Source organism: Protofrankia sp. CiT1, from assembly GCF_917627335.1.
Classification (GTDB): domain Bacteria; phylum Actinomycetota; class Actinomycetes; order Frankiales; family Frankiaceae; genus Protofrankia.
Genome location: NZ_CAKJTP010000046.1, coordinates 1 through 22819, shown reverse-complemented (window position 1 = coordinate 22819; position 22819 = coordinate 1). Strand labels below are relative to the sequence as shown.

The window sequence follows — 22819 nt, the reverse complement described above, 5'->3', positions numbered from 1 at the left end:
TCGGACACAGACACTACACACACCGATGATCTCGGTGCTGCTTCGGCCAGGACGGTCTGTGTTTCGTGGTCGTAGGTCAGGCGCAGGCCAAGTTGTTGGTAGACCTTGGCCTTGTCTTCCGGGTCGGCCTTGCCGAGGACGGTGAGGAGTCCTCCGAGGGCATCGATCAGATCTTTGATCTCCTGGCGAGTCATGCGGCGTCGGGGTGAGCTGGGCTGTCGTGCGCGGTCGAGGGCGGCGACGGCCGCGGCGCGCTCGGTTTGGGTCTCAGCGATCCATTGGGTGACGATCGCGGGGTCGGGGGAAGCATCGTCGACTGGTGGGCCAGGAGCGACCCAGCCCATCGCCATCCCCACCTCGCCACGCGATGGCAGCAACGCGCCGACACCCTCGGCGTCGCAGTCCACCATCCCGCGGTGACTCTCCCTGAGACCGTCGCGTTGGCCCGCGTCCTCGCGGACCTCGAGTGGCGCTGTCTCGTCGCGATCGCCTTCGAGCCCGACCTCGACCGCTTCTACCAGCACGTCGCCCACAGGACCCACGCAAGCGTGGCCACCCTGACCACGTCCTGGTGCCGTGACCCTCTGCGGGACTGGGTCGCCCGCCACCGCGTCGACTTCGCGGACCAGCGCCACCGGTTCCAGGCCCAGAAACTGCACGCCGGCTGGCAGACGCCAGTGCCACCCCCCGAAAAAGGCCACTTCAAGTGAGACAACCTCCCCGCACCTCGTCTCAGGCGATCTGACCAGCCACAGGTCGGGGGCACCAGGCTGGCCAGATTAAACGAGAATTGACACCAGGACTCCCGCTCATGGTCATGAAGGCCACCGGCGGCTGTTGAAAGCCGAGTTTCCACGTACTGAAAACGCGCTGGCCACGTTGTCGGCCGCTGACCCCATGGGCCTGCTGTAATCACTCCACAATTTCGATCTCCATTGATCTGATCGACTCCGCACCGACACGCCTGTGACCTGGGTCAATATGGTGTCAACCGGCTCGGTGGACCCAATCGATTCGTGCAACATCATCTGCTCCGGCAGTATTTCCCGAAGGGCGCCGACTTATCCTTGCATTCGCAGGCAGATCTTGATAGCCTGACTTCCCAGTTGAATGAGAAGCCACGGGAGACGTTGAACGTACGTATTCGGAAGTCCCGTGGGTCGTCGGGCGGGAGTGCCTGTGCTGCAGCAGGTTGACTCCAAGATCCCACAGGACTTCCGAATACGTACCGTTGAACGTTGAATGTTGAACTGGCAGACGCCGCTTGAAGTATTCGGCGATCTACTGGCAGCGGACATGTCGCCTTGACCGCTTGATTCCGCTGACGTGGACGAGGTGGATGGTGGGCAGGGTGGGATTATTAGCTGCGGGCCACCAGGCGGGTGTGGTGAATTGGGGGCCGATGATGACGATGTTGATGCCGAGGAGTCGGGTGGCTGCCCCTCTGGCCAGAAACCAGCTTTTCTGGCTACCCTCGGCGAGTGCTTTGAAGGCCGATTCCGATTTTCAGAACACCGAATCCAGGAGGCTTATTCAAAACCCCCAGTGCAGATGGTTCAGATCATTCATCGTCGCAGGTCAGGACTCTGCTAAAAATCTTGATCGGGGAGTTCTGAATAAGACTCCAGCTTTCCGCCATAGAAGTTACGATCTGTCGACAATCGGGCACGCGCCTCATGTGGCCGAGCACGACGGGCCAAACCAGGGGGCGTAGTGGCGGTCACGGGAAACGATTTCCACATTACTCCTGCCTCCGCCACGGGACTCGTCGGCCACACACTGCCCGCACTGGTCGAACGGACGGTGCTCCAGGACCCGGCTGCCATCGCGGTTCACGACCGGTCCGGTCACGCGGCCGGCTCGGGTGAACGGACCTGGTCGGATCTGTGGGATGAGGGCAACTCAGTGGCCAGGGGGCTGCGTGGGCTCGGTGTCACGTCGGGCGATGTGGTTGCCGTCCAGCTGCCGAACTCCTGGGACTTCCTCGTTGTACACCTTGCGGTGGCGATCGCCGGTGCGGTCTTCCTGCCTCTGCACGGCAGCAACGGTGTTCGTGAGCTCGAAGGGCTCGTGCGTGCCGCCGGGCCGGTCGTTGCCGTGCTGTCGCCGGACGGTGGCAGGCGCCACGGTGTGGACATCGACGGCCTGACACGTAAGCTGCGGGCCGCGTGCCCCTCGTTACGCCACGTCCTTCTCGCACCCGGTTCGCTGATGGACCTCAAGCACGAGTGGGCGGGTGCGCCGCCGGTACGCCTCGATCTGCAACCGCATTCACCGCTGCTACTGGCGCCGACCTCCGGTACGACGTCGCTGCGCCCGAAGATCTGTGTGCACACCCACGACGGGGTGCTGTCCAACGCCCTGGCGATCGTGGGCCGGGGCGGCGTGCTTCCAACGGACCGCATCCTCAGCACCAGCCCGTTCAGCCACATGTTCGGGCTCCTCGCACTGCACCTGGGCCTGGCCGTTGGTGCCCGGCAGGTCATGTTCGGCGGTGGCTGGGACGTGGACCGCTTCCTGCGCCTGACCGACGAGACCGCGCCGACCGTGCTGTTCGCGGTACCGGCACAACTGCGGGACATCCTCGGGCACGTCCCCGACGGGCGGTTGCGGCTGCGCCAGGTGCGTGCGTCGGGGGCCCCCGTACCGGAGCGGCTGGCGCGTGCGGTGTCGAGCCGGACCGGCGCGGCGGTGGCCGTGCAGTGGGGAATGTCCGAGCTCGGTGCGGGCGCGACCACGCTGCCAGGGGAGATCGCGGGCACGTCGGGGTATGGGATCGGGCTGCCGGTCGAGCACAGCGAGGCCCGTGTGGTCGGACCCGACGAACGCGACTGCGAGCCCGGCCAGGTCGGGGAGCTGCGTTTCCGGAGCCCCTTCCAGTTCCGCGGCTACCTCGGTGAACCCGAGCTGACCCAGGCCGCGTTCGCCGGTGATGGGTGGCTGCGCACCGGCGACCTCGCCGCCATCGACGGCGAGGGCCGGCTGACCTTCCACGGGCGGGCCGTGGAACGGATCAATGTCGGCGGGGAGAAGTTCAACGCGCTGGAGATAGAGCACCTGCTCGCCGAGCTGCCGGGGGTGTCGGACCTGGCGGTCATCGGCCTGCCGGATGACCGCCTCGGCGAGTACCCCTGCGTGGTGGTCGCGGTTCACCCCGGCGAGCAGGTGACGCTGGCCGAGGTGACCGAGCTGTTGACCGCCAGTGGCGTGGCCTCCTACAAGATCCCGCTCGGGCTGGTCGTGGTCGAGCGGATGCCGCACACCCCCACCGGCAAGCTCGCGCGAAGGCGGTTGGTCGAGCAGGTTCTCGGCCGCCGACCTCAGGCGAGCGGTGCCGCACTGGCACCACCGGAGCTGTTGTCCCTCGTTCGTGAGCACGCGAGTGCCGTGGCGGACTGCGAGAAGCCCATCTTGCCCGAGCAGAGCTTCCGCGACTACGGGATCAGTTCCGCCGGTGCCGTCCTGCTGAGCAGACGGCTGGCGGAGGCGACCGGCAGGGCACTGGACACCACGTTGGTCTTCGACTGCCCCACCCCGCTGGCCGTCGTATCCCACCTGCTGAGTGCGCGGCACGACCACCGTGAGACCGGGCGGGCACAACCCGCGGACCGGGAGGACCCCGTGGTGATCGTGGGGATGGCGTGCAGGTTCCCCGGCGATGTCCGTTCACCGGAGCAGCTGTGGCAACTGCTGTTGGACGGCGGGGAGGTCGCCACGGAGTTCCCCCACGACCGCGGCTGGGACCTGACCGCGCTCTGCCACCCCGAACCCGGCCACGCCGGGACCTCGCTCACCCGGCTGGGCGGGTTTCTGCACGACGCGGGCGAGTTCGACCCGGCCTTCTTCGGGATGTCACCGCGGGAGGCACTGGCGACCGACACACAGCAGCGGCTCCTGCTGGAGACGTCGTGGAAGGCCCTGGAGGGCGCGGGGATCGACCCGAAGTCGTTACGGGGCAGCCAGACCGGTGTCTTCTCCGGGGTGATGTTCAACGACTACGCGCGGTTGCTCGGCAGCGAGTTCGAGGGTTCCCAGACCACGGGGACCGCGCCGAGCGTGGCCTCCGGGCGGGTGGCTTACACGTTCGGGTTCGAGGGGCCCACGCTCACGGTGGACACGGCCTGTTCGTCCTCGCTCGTGGCGATGCACCTGGCCGTGCAATCCCTGCGTCAGGGCGAGTGCGACCTCGCACTGGCCGGTGGGGCGAGCGTGATGTCCACACCGAGCAGCTTCGTGGAGTTCTCCCGGCAGCGCGGCCTGGCCGCGGACGGCCGGTGCAAGGCCTTCGCCGACTCCGCTGACGGTACCGGGTTCGCCGAGGGCGTCGGAGTGCTCGTGCTGGAACGGTTGTCCGACGCGCGGCGCCGTGACCACCAGGTGCTCGCCGTGGTGCGGGGTTCGGCGATCAACTCCGACGGCGCGTCGAACGGCCTGACCGCGCCGAACGGACCGGCGCAGCAACGGGTGATCCGCCAGGCGCTCGCGAACGCCGGTCTGTCCACAGCGGAGGTCGACGCCGTGGAGGCGCATGGCACGGGGACCACGCTGGGCGACCCGATCGAGGCGCAGGCTTTGCTGGCGACGTATGGGCAGGACCGGGACACTCCGTTGCTGCTGGGCTCGGTCAAGTCGAACCTGGGGCACACGCAGGCAGCGGCGGGCGTCGCCGGCGTCATCAAGATGGTGATGGCCCTGCGAAACGGATTGCTGCCCAGGACCCTGCACGTGACCGAACCGTCGTCCCATGTGGATTGGTCGGCCGGCTCAGTCGAGCTGCTGACCTCAGCGCTCGAGTGGCCGATGGTCGATCGGCCGCGCCGGGCCGGGGTGTCCTCGTTCGGGCTGAGCGGCACTAACGTGCACGTGATCCTGGAGCAGGCCCCTCCGGTGCGGGCACCGGGAAAGCGGCGGTCGAGGCTGCCCGTCGTGCCATGGGTGGTGTCGGCGAGGTCATCGGCCTCGCTGGCGGCGCAGCTGGCGCGAATCCGGTCCCTCGACGGCCCGCCGGTCGACATCGGCTGGTCACTCGCGACCACGCGGTCGGACTTCGAGCACCGAGCGGTGCTGCTGGTCGCCGACGGTGCGGTCACCGAGGTGGCCCGTGGTGTCGCCGAAACAGTGACCGAGGCGGTGTTCGTATTCCCCTGCGAGGACTCGCGGTGGGCAGGCCAGGGCGGGGAACTGCTCACGTCATCGGCGGTGTTCACCGCGCGCATGAGCGAGTGCGCGCAGGCGCTGGCACCCTTCACCGACTTCTCACCCCTGGATGTGCTTCGCGGACACGAAGCGGTGTCGCCGGAGCGTGAGCACATCGTCTCGTGGGCGGCGATGGTGGCATTGGCCGAGCTGTGGCGTTCGCTAGGGGTTGAGCCCGCCGCGGTGGTGGGGCACGGGCAGGGCAGGATCGCGGCGGCCACCGTCGCGGGCGCGCTCAGCCTGGCGGACGCCGCCAGGGCGGTGACCTCGGCGGAAGATCATGCCCCGGTCACCCCGGACGCCTGTCGGGTGCCGTACCACCCCGTGGCCGATGCCGAGGAGTACGAGCGCACCCGCCGAGCCCTGGCCGGTGACGGGTACGTCGTCGTCGAGCTGGGCGCGCACGACCGGACACGACTGTTGACCGCACTCGCCCAGGCGCACGTGGCGGGCGTGGCGGTGAACTGGCCCGCCGTCTTCGCCGGCTCGGGCGCGCGGCGAGTGGACCTGCCGACCTATGCCTTCCAGCGCAAGCGGTTCTGGCCGGAACCAGTACCGGCCCCGGTCGGCCCCGATCCGGCGGCCGAGGCCTTCTGGCGCTTGGTCGAGGCCGGTGAGCTCGGGCAGGCGCTGGACCTGGACGCGGCCACGGCAGCACGGGTGGGACGAGCGTTGTCCTCGTGGCGCGATCGGCAGGGGGAACCGAGGCCACCGCGCGACCCGGCCCAGCCCCTTCCCGAACGCCCGTCGGCCGACCTGGCGGCCGTGCTGGACCTCGTGTGCGCCGAGGCGGCGGTGGTGCTGGGGCATGACGGGGGCGCCGTCGTGCCCGCCGGCCGTGCCTTCCGCGACCTCGGGTTCGAGTCGATGACCGCGGTGGAGCTGTGCGAGCGCCTCGCGTCGGTCACCGGCCTGCCGGTGCCCGCCACCCTGCTGTTCGACCACCCGACACCGCGGGCGCTGGCGGAGTACCTGGTGGGTGAACTACGTGGTAGCTACCGTGAGATCGCCACCTCCGCACCCGCTGGCCACACCGACGAGCCGGTCGCGATCCTCGGCATGGCCTGCCGGTTCCCCGGTGACGCCGGAACCCCGGAACAGCTGTGGCAGCTGGTGCTGGACGGCCGGGACGCCATCTCGGAGTTCCCCGCCGACCGGGGCTGGGACCTCAGCCCGGCCACCGGGCTCAAGGAAGGCGGGTTCCTCAGCGACTGCGCCGGGTTCGACCCGCTGTTCTTCGGCATCTCACCCCGCGAGGCGCTGGCCATGGACCCCCAGCAACGCCTGCTGCTGGAGACCGCGTGGGAGGCACTCGAACGGGCGGGCATCGTGCCGGAGTCGTTGCGCGGCAGCCAGACTGGGGTGTTCATCGGCACCTCCGCCCAGGACTACGGTTCGCTGCTGGGCGAGGATATGGCCGGGCACCGGATAACCGGCTCGGCCACCAGCATCGCCTCCGGCCGGATCGCCTACGCGCTGGGGCTGGAAGGCCCCACGCTGACCGTGGACACCGCGTGCTCGTCCTCGCTGGTCGCGCTCCACTTGGCGGTCCGGTCGCTGCGTGCCGGTGAGTGCTCACTGGCCCTGGCCGGCGGCGCGACGGTCCTGGCCACCCCGGAATCGTTCACCGAGTTCGGCCTGCAACCGGGGATGCTGGCGCCGGACGGCCGGTGCAAATCGTTCGCCGCCAGTGCCGACGGCACCGCGTGGAGTGAGGGCGTGGGTACCCTGCTGCTCGCCCGGCTGTCCGACGCGCAGGTGCTGGGGTACCCGGTGCTCGCCGTCGTGCGGGGCTCGGCGATCAACTCCGACGGTGCCAGCAACGGGCTGACCGCGCCGAACGGGCTCGCCCAGCAGCGGGTCATCCGCCAGGCACTCGACGATGCCGGGCTGCGGCCGCAGGAGGTGGACCTGGTCGAGGCACACGGGACCGGCACCCCGCTGGGTGATCCGGTCGAGGCACAGGCGTTGCTGCGGACCTACGGGCAGGACCGGGCACAGCCGCTATGGCTGGGCTCGCTCAAGTCGAACATCGGCCACGCGGTCGCCGCGGCGGGTGTCGCGGGCGTCATCAAGGCCGTCCTGGCGATGCGCAACCGCGTGCTGCCCAAGACCTTGCACGTGCGGGCGGCGAGCCCCCACGTGGCGTGGGAGTCCGGGGCGATCGAGCTGTTGACTGAGCACCGCCCGTGGCCGTCGGCCGGCCGGCCGCGCCGGGCGGCGGTGTCCGCCTTCGGCATGAGCGGGACCAACGCGCACGTGGTGCTCGAAGAGGCGCCGGGGCAACCGGCGGACGGTGCCCCGGCCGGTCCCGCCGCCCCGCCCGTGCCGGTTGTGCTGTCGGCGACCAACGACCAGGCGTTGCGCGCCCAGGCGGGCCTGTTGCGTGCACACTTGGTGGCCCACCCGGAGCTCCGCGTCGCCGACGTCGCGTACTCACTGGCCACCACCCGGACCCGCTTCGCGCACACCGCCGCGGTACTGGCGGCGGACCGGGCCGGCCTGCTCGCCGGGCTGGACTCGCTCCATACCGGCGGCACCCCGGCCACCGTGGCCGAGCCCGACTGGCGGGCGCTCGCCGCCGAGCACCACCTGCGGCGGGTCGAGCTGCCCACCTACGCCTTCCAGCGCCGGCGGTACTGGCCGAAGACCCGCACCGCCGGGCCCGCCGCCGCGCCGGCCGTCCAACCCGCTGCCGCGCCGGCCAGCCACCTCGGCGACCCACCGGGTCTGCGGGGCGAGCACGCCGAGACCATGCTCGACCTCGTCACCGAGCACACCGCGCGCACCCTCGCCCTCGACCCGGCCATGATCGAACCCGGCGCGGGTTTCTTCCAGCTGGGAATGGACTCCCTGCTCGCGCTGCGGCTGCAACGGGATCTGTCCTCGGCACTGGGCTGGGAGCTGCCCGCGACGGCCCTGTTCGACTTCCCGACCGTGGCCGCGCTGGCCGCGCACCTGGCCGAGCGCACGAGGGCGGTCGCCGAGGTGCCGAGCCCGCCCGCCGAGCCGAGCCCGCCCGCCACGCCGCATGCAGACGTGGACACCGAGGAGGACGTGTTGCGCCAGCTGCTCGTGGAGATCGAAGCCGCCCGTGCCCTGCGAGGCCGCCGATGAGCGCGGCGGACAACAAGGCGGTCCTCGGCGCCGCGCTGACCGAGATCCGGGAACTGCGCACTGCGCTGGAGCGGTCGGCCCACCGCGCTGACGAGCCGGTCGCGATCGTGGGCATGGCGTGCCGGCTACCGGACGCGGACAGTCCTGCGGCGTTCTGGGACCTGCTGCGCACCGGCCGGGACGCGACAAGGGACATCCCCGCAGACCGCTGGGACCCGGCCGGCTTCCCGCCGGTCCGACGGGCCGGGCTGCTCGACGAGATCGACACCTTCGACGCCGGGTTCTTCGGCGTGAGCGCACGCGAGGCCACGCGGATGGACCCGCAGCAACGGCTGTTCCTGGAGGTCGCCTGGGAGGCACTGGAGAACGCGGGCCAGGCACCGGACGGGCTCGCGGAGAGCCGCACCGGCGTGTTCCTCGGCGTGACCGGGTCGGAGTACATCCAGGCGATGCTGAAGGAATGCCCCCCCACCGACATCGACGCCTACTGGCTGACCGGGGGGATGACCTCGCCGTTCGCGGCGGGCCGGTTGTCCTACTGGCTGGGCCTGCGCGGCCCCAGCCTGACACTGGACACCGCGTGCTCGGCCTCGCTGGTGGCCGTGCACCTGGCGTGCCAGAGCCTGCGCACCGGCGAGTGCTCGACCGCGTTGGCCGGGGGAGTCAACGTCATGGTCACCTCGGACTGGTTCGTCGCGATGTCGAAGGCGAACATGCTGGCGCCCGACGGCCAGTGCAAGACCTTCAGCGACGCCGCGGACGGGTACGCCCGCGGTGAGGGCTGCGGGGTCGTCGTGCTGAAGCTGCTGTCCGAGGCGACCGCGAACGGGGACCGCGTGCTGGCGGTGATCCGGGGCAGCGCGGTCAACCAGGACGGCCGCAGCGGCGGCATCACCGTCCCCAACGGGCAGGCGCAGCAGGCGGTCATCCGGGACGCGCTGCGCGCCGCCGGGGTGCGCGGGGCACAGGTCGGTTACGTCGAGGCGCACGGGACCGGGACGCCACTGGGCGACCCGATCGAGGTCCACGCGCTGAGCTCGGTCCTGTGCGCCGATCGCGACCCGGACCGCCCGCTGCCGATCGGCACCGTGAAGACCAATATGGGCCACCTGGAGTCCGCGGCCGGGATCGCCGGGCTCATCAAGACCGTGCTCTCGCTGCGGCACCGGCAGCTGCCGCCGCTGCTGCATCTCTCGACGGTCAACCCGAGGATCCCTCTTGGGGAGCTCGGCGTGACGATCCCGACCGAGCTGACCGACTGGGCTCGGCTGGAGGGCACCAGGATCGCCGGGGTCAGCTCCTTCGGGGCCAGTGGCACCAACGCGCACCTGATTCTGGAGGAGAGCTCGGACCCCCCCGCTGCGGGGTCCGCTGCGGGGGGCACACACCTCGTGTCGCTGTCCGCGCGCAGCGACGAGGCCCTGCGGGCACTCATCGCGCGCTACCGTGATCACCTCGACGCCACCGACTCACTCGCCGACGTCGCGCACACCGCCAACAACGGGCGAGCGCGGTTCGGCCACCGTGCGGTCGTGCTCGCCGACAGCACGGAAGCAGCACGGGCCGCACTGGCCGCACACGCCGAGGGCACCCCGCACCAGGACGTGCGCACCGGCGTCGTACCACCCGGCGCGCGGCCGAAGGTGGCGTTCCTGTTCAGCGGCCAGGGTTCGCAGTACCCGGGGATGGGACGCGCGCTGTACCGGTCCCAGCCCTCGTTCCAGGCCGACCTCGACCGCTGTGACGCCATCCTCGGCGGCGAGCTACTGCCGGTGCTGTTCGACGAGCACACCCCGCTGGACCAGACCCGCCACGCCCAGCCCGCCTTGTTCAGCCTGCAGTACGCGCTCGCCAGGCTGTGGCGGCGGTGGGGCGTGGCGCCCGCGGCGCTGCTGGGGCACAGCGTCGGTGAGTACGCCGCCGCGTGTGTGGCAGGGGTGTTCGACCTGGCCGACGGGCTGGCCCTCATCGCCGAGCGGGGCAGGCTCATGCAGGAGCTACCCGAGGGCGGCGGCATGGTCGCGGTGCTCGCCGGCCCCGGGCACGTCGAGCGCGCGCTGGCCCCGTACGAGGGCAGACTGTGCGTCGCGGCGGTCAACGGACCGGACAACGTGGTGGTGTCCGGTCCGAACGCGGTGCTGGACGAGCTGATCAAGGCGCTCAAGGCCGAGGGCGTCCGGAGTGCGCGCCTGCGGGTCTCGCATGCCTTCCACTCGTCCCTGGTGGAGCCGGCGCTTGAGAGGTTCGAGCAGCGTGCCGCGCAGGTGTCCTTCGCTGATCCCCGGATCCCGCTGGTGTCCAACCTGACCGGCCAGGTGGCCGAGGCCGGCACCTTCTCCGCCGGCTACCTCCGCGACCACGCGCGCCAGCCGGTGCGGTTCGCGGCGGGTGTCGAACAGCTGGTGTCCCGAGGGTGCACCGTGTTCCTGGAGATCGGTCCCGCCGCCACGCTGTGCACGCTGGCCGGCAAGATCGTCGAGCCCGGCCGGGTCACCCTGCTGTCGTCACTGAACAGGGACGGCGAGGACGAGCGGACGATGCTCGCGAGCCTGGGCGAGCTGTTCGTGCGCGGCGTCAAGGTCGACTGGCGTGGGGTCGACGAGCATCGGCCGCGCCGCGTCGTCGACCTGCCGACCTACGCCTTCGAACGGCACCGGCACTGGTTCGAGCCCACCACTCGGCCCGTGCTGGCGCCGGTCGTGGCCGGACCGGGCGCACCGGCGAGCGCGACCCTGCTGGGGGAGCGCGTCCCGTCACCGGTTGACGCCGTGCAGTTCCGCTCGCTGCTCTCCGTCGACCGGCACCCCTGCCTCGGCGACTGCGTGTGCGCCGGGGCCGCCGTGGTCAACGCCGGCTGTTACGTCGAGGCGGTGCTGGCGGCGGTCGCCCAGCTGCGCGGGTTCGAGCGCACCCGGATCGAGGATCTGTCGCTGCCCCAGGCGTTCCTGATGCCCGAGGAGGGCGTCCGGACGGCGATGCTGGTCGTCGACCCGGCGGTGGGCGGGCGCACACCGTTCCGCTACTACAGCCAGCCGGAGCCCGACGGGGTGTGGGCACTGCACGCCCAGGGCGCCTTCGCCGCGGAGCCGGGGCAGGCGCCCGCCATCGGCACCGACGGTGTCGAGGACATCAGCCGCCGGTGCACCACAACCCTCTCGGGGGCGGAGTTCTACCGGGCACTGTGGAAACGCAAGATATACCTCGGGTCCTCCGCGCGGTGGATCACCCACCTGCGCTGCGGCAAGGGTGAGGTATTGGCCCGGCTGCGCGCGCCCGAGCCCGGGGAGGCCGACGACTACCTGCTGCACCCCGGCTTCACCGACTCCGTCCTGCAGCTCGTCTTCGCGTGCGTGTACGACACCCTCCCGCTCGCCACGATGCTGATCCTGACCGGGCTGGAGCGGTTCTCCCGCCACGGGCACTGCGACGAACCCCTGCTGTGCCACGCGTTGGTCCGCGCGGAGTCCGGGTCGGCCGTCACCGGCGACCTCCGGGTCCTGACCGAGGACGGGACCTGCCTGCTGGAGCTGACCGGCGTCTCGATGCGCAAGACCAGCCAGGACGCGATCCTGGCGGCCGGCCGGGCACAGCCCGCGCCCACCGCGATCACTGCCGAGGGCTCGGCCCTGCGCGCCGCTTTCCAGACAGGGCAGGACGACGAGGCCGGACGCCGGCTGCACGAACTGCTCCTCGAGCAGGTCGCGGCGGTGCTCGGTGGTACCGGGTCGCGGCCGGCCCCCACCGAACCCTTGCAGAACCTTGGCCTGGACTCGTTGCTCGCGGTGGAGCTGCGGGACGCCGTCGCCGGTGCGCTCGGGATCTCCTTGCCGTTGGCGATGTTCCTGGACAACCCGACCGTGGCCTCGCTGGTGGCCACGGTGCGGCCCCTGTTGCACCCCGGTACGGCCACACCTGTCGAGCGGACCGAGGTGACCGGGCCCGGTGGAATGCATGTGGTCGAGCTGGGCCGCGGCACGCCGATCCTGTTCGTGCACGGCGGTGCGGTCTGCGGCGAACAGGCGTGGTTGACCCAGGCCTCGCTCGCCGACCGGTGGCGGCTGGTCATGCCGAGCAGGCTGAACTACGGGCGCAGTGCCACCAGCGAGCGCGAGGACTTCGAGGTGGACGCCAAGCTGATCGCCGAGCTGCTCGGCGACGGCGCCCACCTGGTGGCCCAGTCCTACGGCACGGTGGGAGCGCTGCTGGCCGCCGCCCAGCGCCCGGACGCGGTCCTCTCGCTCACCCTGATCGAGAGCGCGGCCAGCGGTGTGGCCAGGGGGACACCGGTGGCCGACGAGTTCGAGCAGGCCATGCGCGCCCTGCTGGCACGGCCGCCCGCCGCCGACGACGCACTGTTCCGGGCGATATTCGCCCTCATCGATCCCGGTACGCCTTACCCGGACGTGTTGTCCGGGGGACAACGCACCACCGCCAGCCTCGCCCGGGACCGGGTGCGGTGGCCGTGGGAGGCCGAGCTGCCACTGGACCGGCTGCGCGCGGCAGCCATCCCCACCCTCGTCGTCAGTGGTGGCCAGCGCCCGGTGTTCGAGGCGATCAGCGATGCCCTGGCGGCTCGGCTCGACGGGCGGCGGCTGGTCATCCCCGGCGGCCACGCGACGCAGAACGTCGGCTCGGCGTTCAATGCGGCGCTGGAGGAGTTCCTGACACGAGGAGCGGGAAATGGACCAGCGTGATGTCGACAGCGTCGTCCGGATCAGGTCCATCCTCAACCAGTTCTCCGTCGGGCAGGTGCTCGACGCGGTCTCGGCACACACTCACGGCCCGCTGCTGGGGCGTGTCGACCTCCAGCACTGCACCTTCGACCACTATGGCTTCCTGGTGTTCCCCGAGACGATCTCGGAGGTGGTCTCGGCATTGCGGTGCAATGGTTTCGAGGTGACCCGGCCTGTCCCCAGCGTTGTGGTCAAGTCCCGGTTGTGCCGACGGTACCGGATACCTCCGGAGGACCTCGACGTGCGTATCGTGCGTGGCGCTGTCGACACGGATCTGTTCGGCTGCAGGGAGATCGAGGTCTTCGCCGCGACGGCGGCGCATGGGTGCGCCTTGCCCGAGGGCATGGCCGACCGCGAGCGCCAGTCCATGAACGAGTCACATGTCGCCATCATGGTCGACCGACTTGAGCGCGTGCTGGCGGAACTGCGTCGCCAGCTGCTCGGCTCGGGAGCGCTGGTCGCTGATGGCGCGGGCTACAACCCGCTGGAGAAGGAACAGGAAGGGGGCCGCTCCGTCCTGTACTTCCGGGCTACCGAGCCTCCCCTCGTGCGTTCGTTCCCGCATCGGCTGGAACTGACCTGCGCGGGCGAACACGCGGATGTGATTGCCGAGCACATACACGAGAGCGACCGCGTGTTGGCGACCGATATCCCATGATGAAAAGGTGATCATGAACATCAACGACAAGGGCCAGCCGTTGAGCCAGGTACCACTGCTCGAACTCGCCAACTGCTCGAACTCGCCAACGGGTTCATCAGCTTCAAGACCTTTTCCGCCGCGCTTGAACTGGAGCTGTTCACCAAGCTCGCCGGTGGCACGTCGATGACGGTCAAGGAGTTCGCCGAGGCGGCGGACCTGCAGGGCCGCCCGGCCCGGCTGCTGCTGGCCGCGTGCGCGTCGCTCGGCCTGCTGGAGAAATCCGGTGATGGGTACCGGAACTCCGCGCTCGCCGAGGAGTACCTGGTCATCGGGCGGCCGCACTACTTCGGCGGGTTCGTGCGGTTCTGCGACCGCAAGCTCTACGAGAACTGGCACCGGGTCCTGGACGCGTTGCAAACGAACCGTCCGGTGACCTGGGACCCGGAACAGCAGGAGGGTGCCTTCAGCACCGATGACGCGGTCCTCATGGAAACGTTCTGGGACGCGATGCACTCCCTGGCCGGTGCCACCGCGGGCGCGCTGGACGAGGTGTACGACTTCGGGCCGCACCAACGGGTGCTGGACGTGGGTGGTGGCTCCGGCGGGTTCGTGATCCAGCTGTGCCAGCGCAATCCCGGCCTGACGGCCACCGTGTTCGATCTGCCGCACGTGCGGCAGATCGCCGAGGCGAAGGTCGCCGAAGCCGGGCTGGGCGACCGGATCGACGTCGTCGCGGGAGATTTCCAGGCCGACCCCGCGCTGCCTGCCGACTTTGACGTCGCCCTGCTCACCTCGGTCCTGCACGACCACGACGAGGCGGCCAACCGGCGGCTGCTGGACAAGGCGTTCACCGCGGTGGCACCCGGTGGCGTGGTGCTGGTGTGTGAACTGCTGCTCAACGACGAACGCACCGGACCGCCCGCCGCGGCGCTGATGGGGATGAACATGCTTGTCGGGCTGCCCGGCGGTGAGAACTACGCGGAGTCGGAGTACCGGGGCTGGCTCGAAGACGCCGGCTTCACCGACGTGCCTGTCCTGCGATTCGACGCGGCCGGGGCGAACGGTGCGGTGGTGGGCCGAAAGCCGCTCGCTGGCGAACTCTCATGACACTGGGGTCCGCCCACGAACTCGTCGACGTGCACGCGCACTTCGTGACGGAGTCCTACGTCGCCACCGCACGAGCCGCGGGCCACGAACACCCCAACGGCATGCCCGGCTGGCCCAGGTGGAGCGAGGAGGAACACCTGGGCCTGATGGACCGGGGTGGGATCAGCAAGACCATGCTGTCACTTGTCACGCCCGGCACGCACTTCGGCGACGATCTCGCGGCGCGGCGGCTCACGCGCGAGGTCAACGAGTTCGGCGCTGAGCTGAGCCGTCGGCGACCAGCCCGGTTCGGGCACTTCGCCTCGCTGACCCTGCCCGATGTCGAGGGTGCGCTCGCCGAGGCGGCGTACGCACTCGACGAATTGGGCGCCGACGGGCTCACTGTGTCGACCAACAGCCATGGCCGCTACCTCGGTGACCCGTTGTTCGAGTCTCTGTGGGCCGAACTCGACCGACGGCGGGCGATCGTGTTCGTCCACCCGACCTCGCCGCCCCGGCACGAGGCCATCACGGTCGGCCTGCCACGGCCGGTACTCGAGTTCATCTTCGACTCCGCGCGGGCCGCGGTGAACCTGGTGTTCAACGGTGTCGCGTCCCGCTACCCGGGCATCTCGTGGATCTTCCCCCACGGCGGTGGCGCACTCCCGTTGCTGGCCGCTCGGCTGGACCAGTCGTGTGGGTTCATCGAGGGCCTGGGCGGGCCGCCCGACATCTCGGTTCGCGAGCAGCTCGGCCGGTTCTGGTACGACATCGCCGGTACCCCGTTCCCCGACCAGGTGCCCGCCCTCGCGGGTGCCTTCGGCACGGAGCGGATGCTTTACGGCAGCGACTACTGCTGGTTCCCGGTCCAGGGCGTGCTGACCCAGATCGAGTCCATCGATGCCGCCGCGCCGCCGGACGACCGCGAGACCTGGCGCGAGCTGACCACCCGCAACGCCCGCCGGCTGCTGCCCCGGGCCACCGGCGACCAGCTGTCCTGAGAGGCGGAGGAACCCAGTGGTGACACTGCCCACGACCACATCGGTCCTGATCGTCGGCGGCGGCCCGGTCGGCTTGGCGGCCGCCGCCGAACTGGGCACTCGGGGGATCGACTGCGTGGTGCTCGAACCGCGCCAGGAGGTCTCGTTCCTGCGGCCGAGGGCGAAGACCACCAGCGCCCGCACCATGGAGCACTTCCGCCGGTGGGGGATCGCCGACCGCATCCGGGCCGCGGCGGCACTGCCGGTCGCCTGGTCCCAGCAGGTCGTGGTCGCCACCAGCCTGCTGGGACCCGAGTTCACCCGCTTCGACGACTGCCTCGGCCTCTCGGCGGCGCGCACGGACGTGGTCGCCGAACCCGGCCAGATAGTCCCGCAGCCCGCCGTCGAACGCGTGCTGCGGGAGGTCGTCGCCGAGCTGCCCGACATCACGTTCGCGCTGGGCTGGGCGCTGCGCGGGCTCACCGAGTCCGCCGAGGAGGTCGTGGCGGAGGTGGAGGCCCCGGACGGCACGGTCCACCGGATCACCGCCCGCTACGTGCTCGGGTGCGACGGCGGCAACAGCACAACCCGGCAGTGCCTCGGCATCCCCATGCAGGGTCCGACCGACGCGCGGCGCACCACGTCGATCGTCTTCCGCGCGCCGGGGCTGGCCCAGCTCGTCCCGCACGGCCCTGCGGTGCAGTACTGGATCTACAACGCCAGGATCAGCGGGGGCATCGGCCGGTTCGACCTGGAGGACACCTGGTGGGCGGGCACGGCGTTGCCGTCACCGGACGCCGATCCCGCCGTGGCGTTGCGGGCACTGCTCGGCCCCGCCACCCCGGCGGACCTCCGCTTGGAGATCCTGTGCACGGACTAACGCCAGCGATGTTCCATCGATCTTGCGTTGGCGGCGGACCACGCACAGGCTCGACTGCAGGAGGGGATCGACGATCGTTCGGCGTTCCGCCCAGCCGTCGCCCGTGCCCAGGACACGCCCCCGTCTGATCGTCTCCAGGATCGGCACGTAGCTCTCCGGTCGCGTATCCGATCCTCGTTGGACGTCGAGCTCGATGAACTCCCACTTCTTGAACTGCTGCTCTTCAGGGAGATCACGGTAGTGGACCGGGAACAGCCGCACCCACCGGTGGGGGATGACATCGGTGCGGATGCCCGCGACGCACACCGCCTCGCCGTGCTGCTGGGACACCGTGGGGTACGCCTTCACGGTCACCAACACGCTCATGTGCGTTCTACGGCTGTGCCCGAACCCCGTGTAGGCCACACGAAAAGCGTGACAGCAAAACTGCAATACGTGTCCAGAACAGCACGATTCCCGACATGCGACATGCCGATCCCGCTGTAGTAGGGGTACAGGACTGGCGGAGTCTTGTATTCGAGTGTCGCGAATTCTCTGATCTTCAAGTGTAGATCGTAACTTTCTGTAGGACTCGCAACGGGCGGCCCGCCGCAACGACTTCACGCGGCCAGCCGTCCTCCATGTTGTCGAAGATGCTGGCACCCAGGGATAATCAGTGGCAAGCCGACCCGCACCGCAGGCGCCGCCAGGCGCCGAGGAGGGGAAGCGGCGCAGCAGCTTTGCCCGACTGGAACCCGTAGATCTCTACGGAGAGTAACCAGCGGCCCATCGCATCAGATGCGAGATTCCGCATCGGCCTTCAACCCCGCCAAACCTGATGGCCACGGGTCCGTAGTCGATCATTGGAGCCAAATCGGCCTACGCCGGCGGGCATCCTCCAGCAACCCAGGACACCCTATCTACCAACGGAAACGCCACTTTGTGATCATTGCGCATGCCAACTGTCGCGAATTCGCATCGGATGGAATTCGCGTCACTGTTGATCCAGGTGGTGTAGTGGTCGGCGCCGAGGTCGCGGTAGCGGGCGTGCGGGTCGCTGAGCAGATGCCAGATGATCACCAGGATGGGGGACTGTCAACTTTCCGGTGGCGTCAACCGACAATGCATGATCATGCAATGCGTCGGGAAGAGCACGAAAAAGCCAACAACCGCAGGGCCTCGCGGGCAGGCAGGTTACCTGTGGAGGTGAGGGGATGGAACGTGAACCCCGATTGTGCCCGCTACCGGCTGACGTGCCCTGAACGTCACATCGCACGCTGAGTCGGCTCCGAGCCGGATGGTCGGGGGCGGCACGCCGACGACGGGCACCCCAGAGCATGCTATAGCGTTGCTGCTATGGCTTGGGGTACCGTCGAGCTGGAACCGGAGGTCCGAGACTGGTTGGAGCAGCTATCCACGGCCCACTTCGCCACGGCGGCGTTCTACATCGATCTGCTGGCCGAACAGGGCCCGGTGCTGGGGGAGCCCTACACCCGGCAGTTGGACGGCAAACTGCGGGAGCTGCGGTTCCACGTGGACCGGCAGGCGGTGCGGGTGACCTACTGGCTGGCCCCGGGGCAGCGGGTCGTGTTGTTGACGGTGTTCGTCAAGACCCGGATGCGCGAGGTGGGCGAGGTCGCCCGGGCCAGGCGTACTCTGGCCCGCTGCCTGGCCGAGCAGCACACTGCCGACGACGAGCTGGACGAGGAGGGTGGGGACGGTGGCTGAGCGGTCGGAGTGGGCGCAGCTGCGGGAACAGCGCATGGCTGAGCCGGGCGCACACGAGGCGTACCAGGCGGCCCGGTTGGCATTCGAGCTCGGCCGTGCCGTCCGGCAGCTACGTCAGCAGCGTGGCTGGAGCCAGACCGAGCTGGCGCACGCGGCTGGTATGACCCAGTCGGCGGTGGCACGGTTCGAAGCCGGGGGCACCGTGCCCACGCTGCCCGTCCTGGACCGGCTCGCCGACGCCCTCGACGCCGACCTCATCGTCCGTGTCACGCCCCGCTCCCACGTCGCATAACCGTCCGAACGGACGGCGACCTCTTTGCCGGTCGTGGGATCGTGCCGAGGTGGATGGACAGCAGATGGGGGAGGTGCGGGTTCATCGTCAGACACCCTCTTGACCTGGGAGAATGAGGTCGGATGTGAGGGTGGTTAGCAGGGTTGCGCGAAGGTCGCATACTGTATCGATCAGCTGCTCTATGCATTCAGGAACCTGAGTGCTCCTTGGATTCAGGGGGTCAGTGCACCGTCCGCATCGTGCTGGGAGCAGAGGGCTCGGCAAGTTTGATCGCGATCGGGCAGGCTCCTGACCTGCCCCAACAGCCCGATTCAAATCCCTACTTAGAGCGTCCGGCAATAGGGGTGTGGATCAAGGAGCGGGGCTGGGGTGCGTGCATCGCGAGGCGGAGGAGGGAGCCACCCTGGTGTTGGGTGGCGACTGACGACAACGCGGCGAGGTGCGTGCCCTGGCCCCGCGACGCCGCGTCCCCTATTGCCGGACGCTCTTATGAGTCCCGACGCGGGGCGGGCGGTGCACCGACCGCTGGAGACCGCCCAGCGGCCTACGAGAGCGAACGGCGACGGATCGCGGGCGCTCTCAGCATTTTTCTACTCGGCCGGTAGGGAATGCGGCGCGGGTCCGGCGGCTTGGAGGGTTCATGGCCTTTGAGTTCACTGTCACCTGGGACTACCGCTGCCCGTTCGCCCGCAACGCGCACGAGCACATCCTCACCGGGCTGGCCGCCGGCGCCGGCTGGCAGGTCCGCTTCGCCCCGTTCTCCCTCGGGCAGGCCCACGTCGAAGAGGGGCAGCCTGACGTCTGGGACCAGCCTGACCAGGACAGCGGCATCCTGGCCCTGCAGGCTGGGGTCGTTGTCCGCGACGACTACCCCGAGGTGTTCCCGGCCGTGCACCGCGGCCTGTTCGCGCTCCGCCACGACGAGGCCAGGCAGCTGTCCGACCGCGACGAGGTCGCCAAGGTGCTGGCGGACCACGGCGTGCCGGCCGGAAAGGTGCTGACGGCGATTGACTCGGGCGAGGCGCTGGCCAGGGTCCGCGCCGAGCATGAGCAGTACACCAACAGTCACGCCGTGTGGGGTGTGCCGACGTTCATCGCCGACGACCGGGCTGTCTTCGTCCGGCTCATGGACCGTTCCCCCGCCGGGGCCGACCCTGCCGGGTCGATCCGCGCAGTCGAGCGCGTGGTGGATCTGCTGACCGGCTGGAGCGAGCTCAACGAGTTCAAGCACACCACCATTCCCCGCTGACAGCGGCCGGCAGCTGGGGACGGTCATCCACCACGGCCGCTGGTGTGACGCGGCTACCAGGCGGATACCGGCGATGCGCGTGCTACGGATCACGCCGGCTGGTGCGCCACCGGACCGGTTCGGTGAGGACCGCCTTCGCGCTGGACAGATCGGCCAGGCGGGTGGCGAGGGTGGCTTCGGCCAGGTGCGGGGGTAGGGCCGCGTTGAACTTCAGGCCAGCCAGGGCCTGCTCGTCCACGTGGGGCAGACAGAGCCGATTTTCCAGATCCGGCGTGGCGGCCTTCCACATAGTTGGGGTCAGGTCAGAACGTAGCCGGATGAATGCCTCGTCGGGGTTCTGGCGGGGGTCGGTGAGGTCGCCGAGGGAGGCGGTGAGGGTGCGGTTGGCGAGGCGGCCGGCCCAGGTCCACCAGCGGACGTCGGCCTCCGATTCACGCACGATCATGGTGCCGGCGGGGTGGACGAGGTCGGTGTGCTCCTCGCGGATCTCGGTCAGGCGGGCGGCGGCGCGTTTGGTCATGGCGACCTGGGGATCGGCTCCGAGGAGGACGTCGCGCATGGCTCTGACCATGGTGAAGGACAGCGGAGGGAGGCTGCCGGTCCACCGGGCGCGGCCCCCGCTGCCGGCGGGTTCGACGAAGCAGCGGCGGCGCTTCCAGTCGGTGTAGGTGACACGCCAGCTGCGGCCGGCGAGCAGGAGCAGCCGTGGGCCTTCGACCGGGTCGCAAAGGAGCATCGGGTCGGTGCGGCCGATCTCGGTGCGGCCGGAGAGGACGGTGAACTCGGGTGCCGCGGTGAAGACGGCGGTCAGTTCGGAGAAGTGCCGGTGGCCGAAGCGGCGTTCGGCTTCCGGGCCTATGAACAGCATGCCGCCGTCGGAGTCGAGGAATCCCAAGCGAACGAGGTGAGCGACGATCGGTTCGGCGGACCGGTCGAAGGGCGCGAGGCCGTTCCATTCGTCGGCCCAGAGCCGGTCGCCGACCTTGTTCTCCTGCAGGCAGTAGGCGAGCAGTTGCTGGGCGACGATGTGCCGTGGCTCAGGTGGGGCGACGACCGGTTCGACCCAGCCTCGTCCCCACAGCAGCAGCAGGCCGGCGGCCTGGACGAGCGCGTCCTGCGTGAGGGTCAGGAACAGGCAGTTGCGGACGGTTCCTGACCGGCGCCCGGTCCGGCCAAGGCGTTGGAGGAACGACGCGACCGAGCTGGGGGCGTTCAGCTGGATCACGCGGTCGAGGTCGCCGACGTCGATGCCCAGTTCCAGCGTGCTGGTCGCGACGATCACGCAATCGCGGGCCTGGGTGAACGCCTCTTCGGAGCGGCGCCGCTCGTCGACCGACAGGGACGCGTGCGAGAGGAAAGTGGTCACGCCGCGGGCGCGCAGTTCGCTGCCGAGCTGTTCGACGAGCTGCTTCGAGTCGCAGAAGACGAGCCGTTTCTCGCTCTGGTGCAGCGTGGCGAGTACCTTCGCCGCGTTCGGTACCGAGCCGACGTAGTCAAGCTCGATCTCGCCTGGCAGCGGACCGACCGCCGACGCGGTCGCGACCGGCACGTCGGGCGCGACCACAAGCCCGGGCCGGCGACCGACGCCGGAGCCCTGGAGCCAGCGGAGCAGGTCGGCCGGGTTACCGACTGTCGCGGACAGGCCCACGACCTGCAGCTCGGGCCGGCCCGCGCCCGAGTCGGCCGCTTCGGCGGCGATGATCCGTCGCAACCGTTCCAGCACGGCCAGCAGGTGCCAGCCCCGGTCGTCACCCGCGAAGACGTGCACCTCGTCGACGATCACGGTCCGTACGCCAGCGAAGAAGCCACAGCGGCCGGCCGCCGGCCCGTGCCCGCTCGGCGAGCGTGAACAGCACCTCCAGCCCCCGGCCTACAGCTCCTCACGGCATTGACGGGCGAAGCCGGGGCAGCCGTGGCCGGGGCCCGCCAGGATGTTGAGCAGCGCGGTGACGGTGCGGGGTTCGCGTCGGTAACGGGACGTCTGCCGGCGAAGTGCTTCCATGACGGCGTCGGGGTGAAGCTCCAGCTGGCCGAGCAGGAAGTCGTCCTGTGCGTGGACGGTGATACCGAATGCGTCGGTGGACTCGATGGGAAAGTCACGGATGTTCTCTGTCACCAAGACGCCCGCGCGTCCCACGACGGCCGCGGCCAGGACGTGCCGGTCTTTGGGATCGTTGGTCATCGAACCGATGAGACTCTCGTGTCCGGTGACCCTTGCGTCGGGGAAACTGATGTTCATCTGGTCGAGGCGGTGGTCGACGGCCTCGGGCTTCGCACCGACCCTGAGCAGGTTACGGCGAAGCTCCTCCAGGATGTGGTCCGACCACAGGGGGCGGAACGAGCCGGTCTCGGCGATCGAGAGCAGAGCGTCGCACAGGTACGACTTCAGGAGAACGCAGGTGTCGAGGAACACCGCGTCCATGGCGTCGCCTACTCTCCGTCGCTGTCGGCGGGCAGCCGTTCGAAGCCCATGTCCGTCGGCAGGTCGTAGAGCCCGGCGTCCTCCGCGTCCGCGACCATCTGGTCCAGGCCGGCGGCCCGGTGGCGCCGGGCACGTTCGTGATAGGCGAGCACGTCGGCGAGCCGTACCCGCCGGTGCCTTCCCGGCTGTTCGAAAGGAATCTCGCCGGACTCCAGCAGCCGAACGAGGGTGGGCCGGGAGACTCCGAGGATGTCGGCGGCCTCGGTCGTGGACAGCACCATCTGATGCGGAGCGATGGTGATCGCCAACCCTTGGGTCAGCATCTCGACCACTTCGCGAACGACCTCGAAGATCTCGGGAGGCAGGTCGACCCGCTTCCCGTCGGGGCTGATCAGGGCGGCACCTGTTGTTCGGCGGGTGGTCAGCGCGGCGAGCACGCCGCCCAGCCGCTCCCGGTTGTCTGGAGGCAGCAGCGTCCGTTCGACGAGTGGCGTGGTCACAGCCTCAACCTACCATC

General features: G+C 69.7%; 13 protein-coding genes and 2 pseudogenes. 10 read left to right on the top strand and 5 right to left on the bottom strand.

The genetic code is table 11. From position 1 onward, the window contains the following. A pseudogene (locus MJ785_RS10185) lies at positions 1-410 on the bottom strand (hypothetical protein); the annotation flags it as partial. 6 nt (positions 411-416) lie between these two features. Here MJ785_RS10185 and MJ785_RS10180 point away from each other — a divergent pair. The 7 genes from MJ785_RS10180 to MJ785_RS10150 all read left to right on the top strand — a co-directional run bounded on the left by MJ785_RS10180 (position 417) and on the right by MJ785_RS10150 (position 16632). Further along, positions 417-710 (top strand): hypothetical protein, encoded by a 294-nt coding sequence (locus MJ785_RS10180; RefSeq protein ID WP_239380576.1) that lies wholly within the window; start codon positions 417-419, stop codon positions 708-710. A gap of 1003 nt (positions 711-1713) precedes the next feature. Further along, positions 1714-8313, top strand: coding sequence for a type I polyketide synthase (locus tag MJ785_RS10175; RefSeq protein ID WP_305039911.1), 6600 nt, complete (start codon positions 1714-1716; stop codon positions 8311-8313). Next, positions 8310-13007 carry a type I polyketide synthase gene (locus MJ785_RS10170; RefSeq protein WP_239380575.1) on the top strand — a complete coding sequence of 1566 codons (4698 nt, stop codon included), beginning with the start codon at positions 8310-8312 and terminating at the stop codon, positions 13005-13007. The genes MJ785_RS10175 and MJ785_RS10170 overlap by 4 nt, the downstream gene beginning before the upstream one ends. Beyond that, the gene (locus MJ785_RS10165; RefSeq protein ID WP_239310707.1) at positions 12994-13704 is read left to right on the top strand and encodes a hypothetical protein; all 711 of its coding nucleotides are present in this window, start codon (positions 12994-12996) and stop codon (positions 13702-13704) included. The genes MJ785_RS10170 and MJ785_RS10165 overlap by 14 nt, the downstream gene beginning before the upstream one ends. A 72-nt stretch (positions 13705-13776) precedes the next feature. Then, positions 13777-14793 (top strand): acetylserotonin O-methyltransferase, encoded by a 1017-nt coding sequence (locus tag MJ785_RS10160; RefSeq protein ID WP_255720507.1) that lies wholly within the window; start codon positions 13777-13779, stop codon positions 14791-14793. Next, positions 14790-15773, top strand: coding sequence for an amidohydrolase family protein (locus tag MJ785_RS10155; RefSeq protein WP_239310706.1), 984 nt, complete (start codon positions 14790-14792; stop codon positions 15771-15773). Before MJ785_RS10160 ends, MJ785_RS10155 begins: the two co-directional genes overlap by 4 nt. A 19-nt stretch (positions 15774-15792) precedes the next feature. Beyond that, the gene (locus tag MJ785_RS10150) at positions 15793-16632 is read left to right on the top strand and encodes an FAD-dependent monooxygenase (protein WP_239380574.1); all 840 of its coding nucleotides are present in this window, start codon (positions 15793-15795) and stop codon (positions 16630-16632) included. On the opposite strand, the gene MJ785_RS10145 is transcribed toward MJ785_RS10150, so the two are convergent. Beyond that, positions 16540-16998 carry a hypothetical protein gene (locus tag MJ785_RS10145; RefSeq protein ID WP_239380573.1) on the bottom strand — a complete coding sequence of 153 codons (459 nt, stop codon included), beginning with the start codon at positions 16996-16998 and terminating at the stop codon, positions 16540-16542. The two genes, MJ785_RS10150 and MJ785_RS10145, sit on opposite strands and share 93 nt — an antisense overlap. A gap of 969 nt (positions 16999-17967) precedes the next feature. On the opposite strand from MJ785_RS10145, the gene MJ785_RS10140 reads away from it, so the two are divergent. From MJ785_RS10140 to MJ785_RS10130, 3 genes are all read left to right on the top strand, one after another. Beyond that, the gene (locus tag MJ785_RS10140) at positions 17968-18339 is read left to right on the top strand and encodes a type II toxin-antitoxin system RelE/ParE family toxin (protein ID WP_239380572.1); all 372 of its coding nucleotides are present in this window, start codon (positions 17968-17970) and stop codon (positions 18337-18339) included. Next, positions 18332-18631 (top strand): helix-turn-helix transcriptional regulator, encoded by a 300-nt coding sequence (locus MJ785_RS10135; protein WP_239310702.1) that lies wholly within the window; start codon positions 18332-18334, stop codon positions 18629-18631. The genes MJ785_RS10140 and MJ785_RS10135 overlap by 8 nt, the downstream gene beginning before the upstream one ends. A 640-nt stretch (positions 18632-19271) precedes the next feature. After that, entirely contained in the window at positions 19272-19880 is a 609-nt protein-coding gene (locus MJ785_RS10130; protein WP_239310701.1) for a DsbA family protein, read from the top strand. A gap of 82 nt (positions 19881-19962) precedes the next feature. Here MJ785_RS10130 and MJ785_RS10125 read toward each other — a convergent pair. The 3 genes and pseudogenes from MJ785_RS10125 to MJ785_RS10115 form a co-directional block, all read right to left on the bottom strand. Then, positions 19963-21684: pseudogene (locus MJ785_RS10125) on the bottom strand (helicase-related protein); the annotation flags it as partial. Between the two features lie 66 nt (positions 21685-21750). Continuing rightward, positions 21751-22302, bottom strand: a complete 552-nt coding sequence (locus MJ785_RS10120) for a putative toxin-antitoxin system toxin component, PIN family (RefSeq protein ID WP_239375112.1) — start codon at positions 22300-22302, stop codon at positions 21751-21753. Positions 22303-22310: 8 nt separating this feature from the next. Beyond that, a complete protein-coding gene (locus tag MJ785_RS10115; RefSeq protein WP_239380570.1) occupies positions 22311-22802 on the bottom strand; it encodes a helix-turn-helix domain-containing protein in 492 nt (163 codons plus the stop codon). Positions 22803-22819 lie beyond the last annotated feature (17 nt).

What these genes read in the sequence shown, in the direction of transcription:
- MJ785_RS10170 (WP_239380575.1), top strand. Translation starts at nt 8,310, where the DNA reads ATGAGCGCGGCGGACAACAAGGCGGTCCTCGGCGCCGCGCTGACCGAG.
- MJ785_RS10165 (WP_239310707.1), top strand. Translation starts at nt 12,994, where the DNA reads ATGGACCAGCGTGATGTCGACAGCGTCGTCCGGATCAGGTCCATCCTC.
- MJ785_RS10155 (WP_239310706.1), top strand. Translation starts at nt 14,790, where the DNA reads ATGACACTGGGGTCCGCCCACGAACTCGTCGACGTGCACGCGCACTTC.
- MJ785_RS10145 (WP_239380573.1), bottom strand. Translation starts at nt 16,998, where the DNA reads ATGAGCGTGTTGGTGACCGTGAAGGCGTACCCCACGGTGTCCCAGCAG.
- MJ785_RS10140 (WP_239380572.1), top strand. Translation starts at nt 17,968, where the DNA reads ATGGCTTGGGGTACCGTCGAGCTGGAACCGGAGGTCCGAGACTGGTTG.
- MJ785_RS10130 (WP_239310701.1), top strand. Translation starts at nt 19,272, where the DNA reads ATGGCCTTTGAGTTCACTGTCACCTGGGACTACCGCTGCCCGTTCGCC.
- MJ785_RS10120 (WP_239375112.1), bottom strand. Translation starts at nt 22,302, where the DNA reads ATGGACGCGGTGTTCCTCGACACCTGCGTTCTCCTGAAGTCGTACCTG.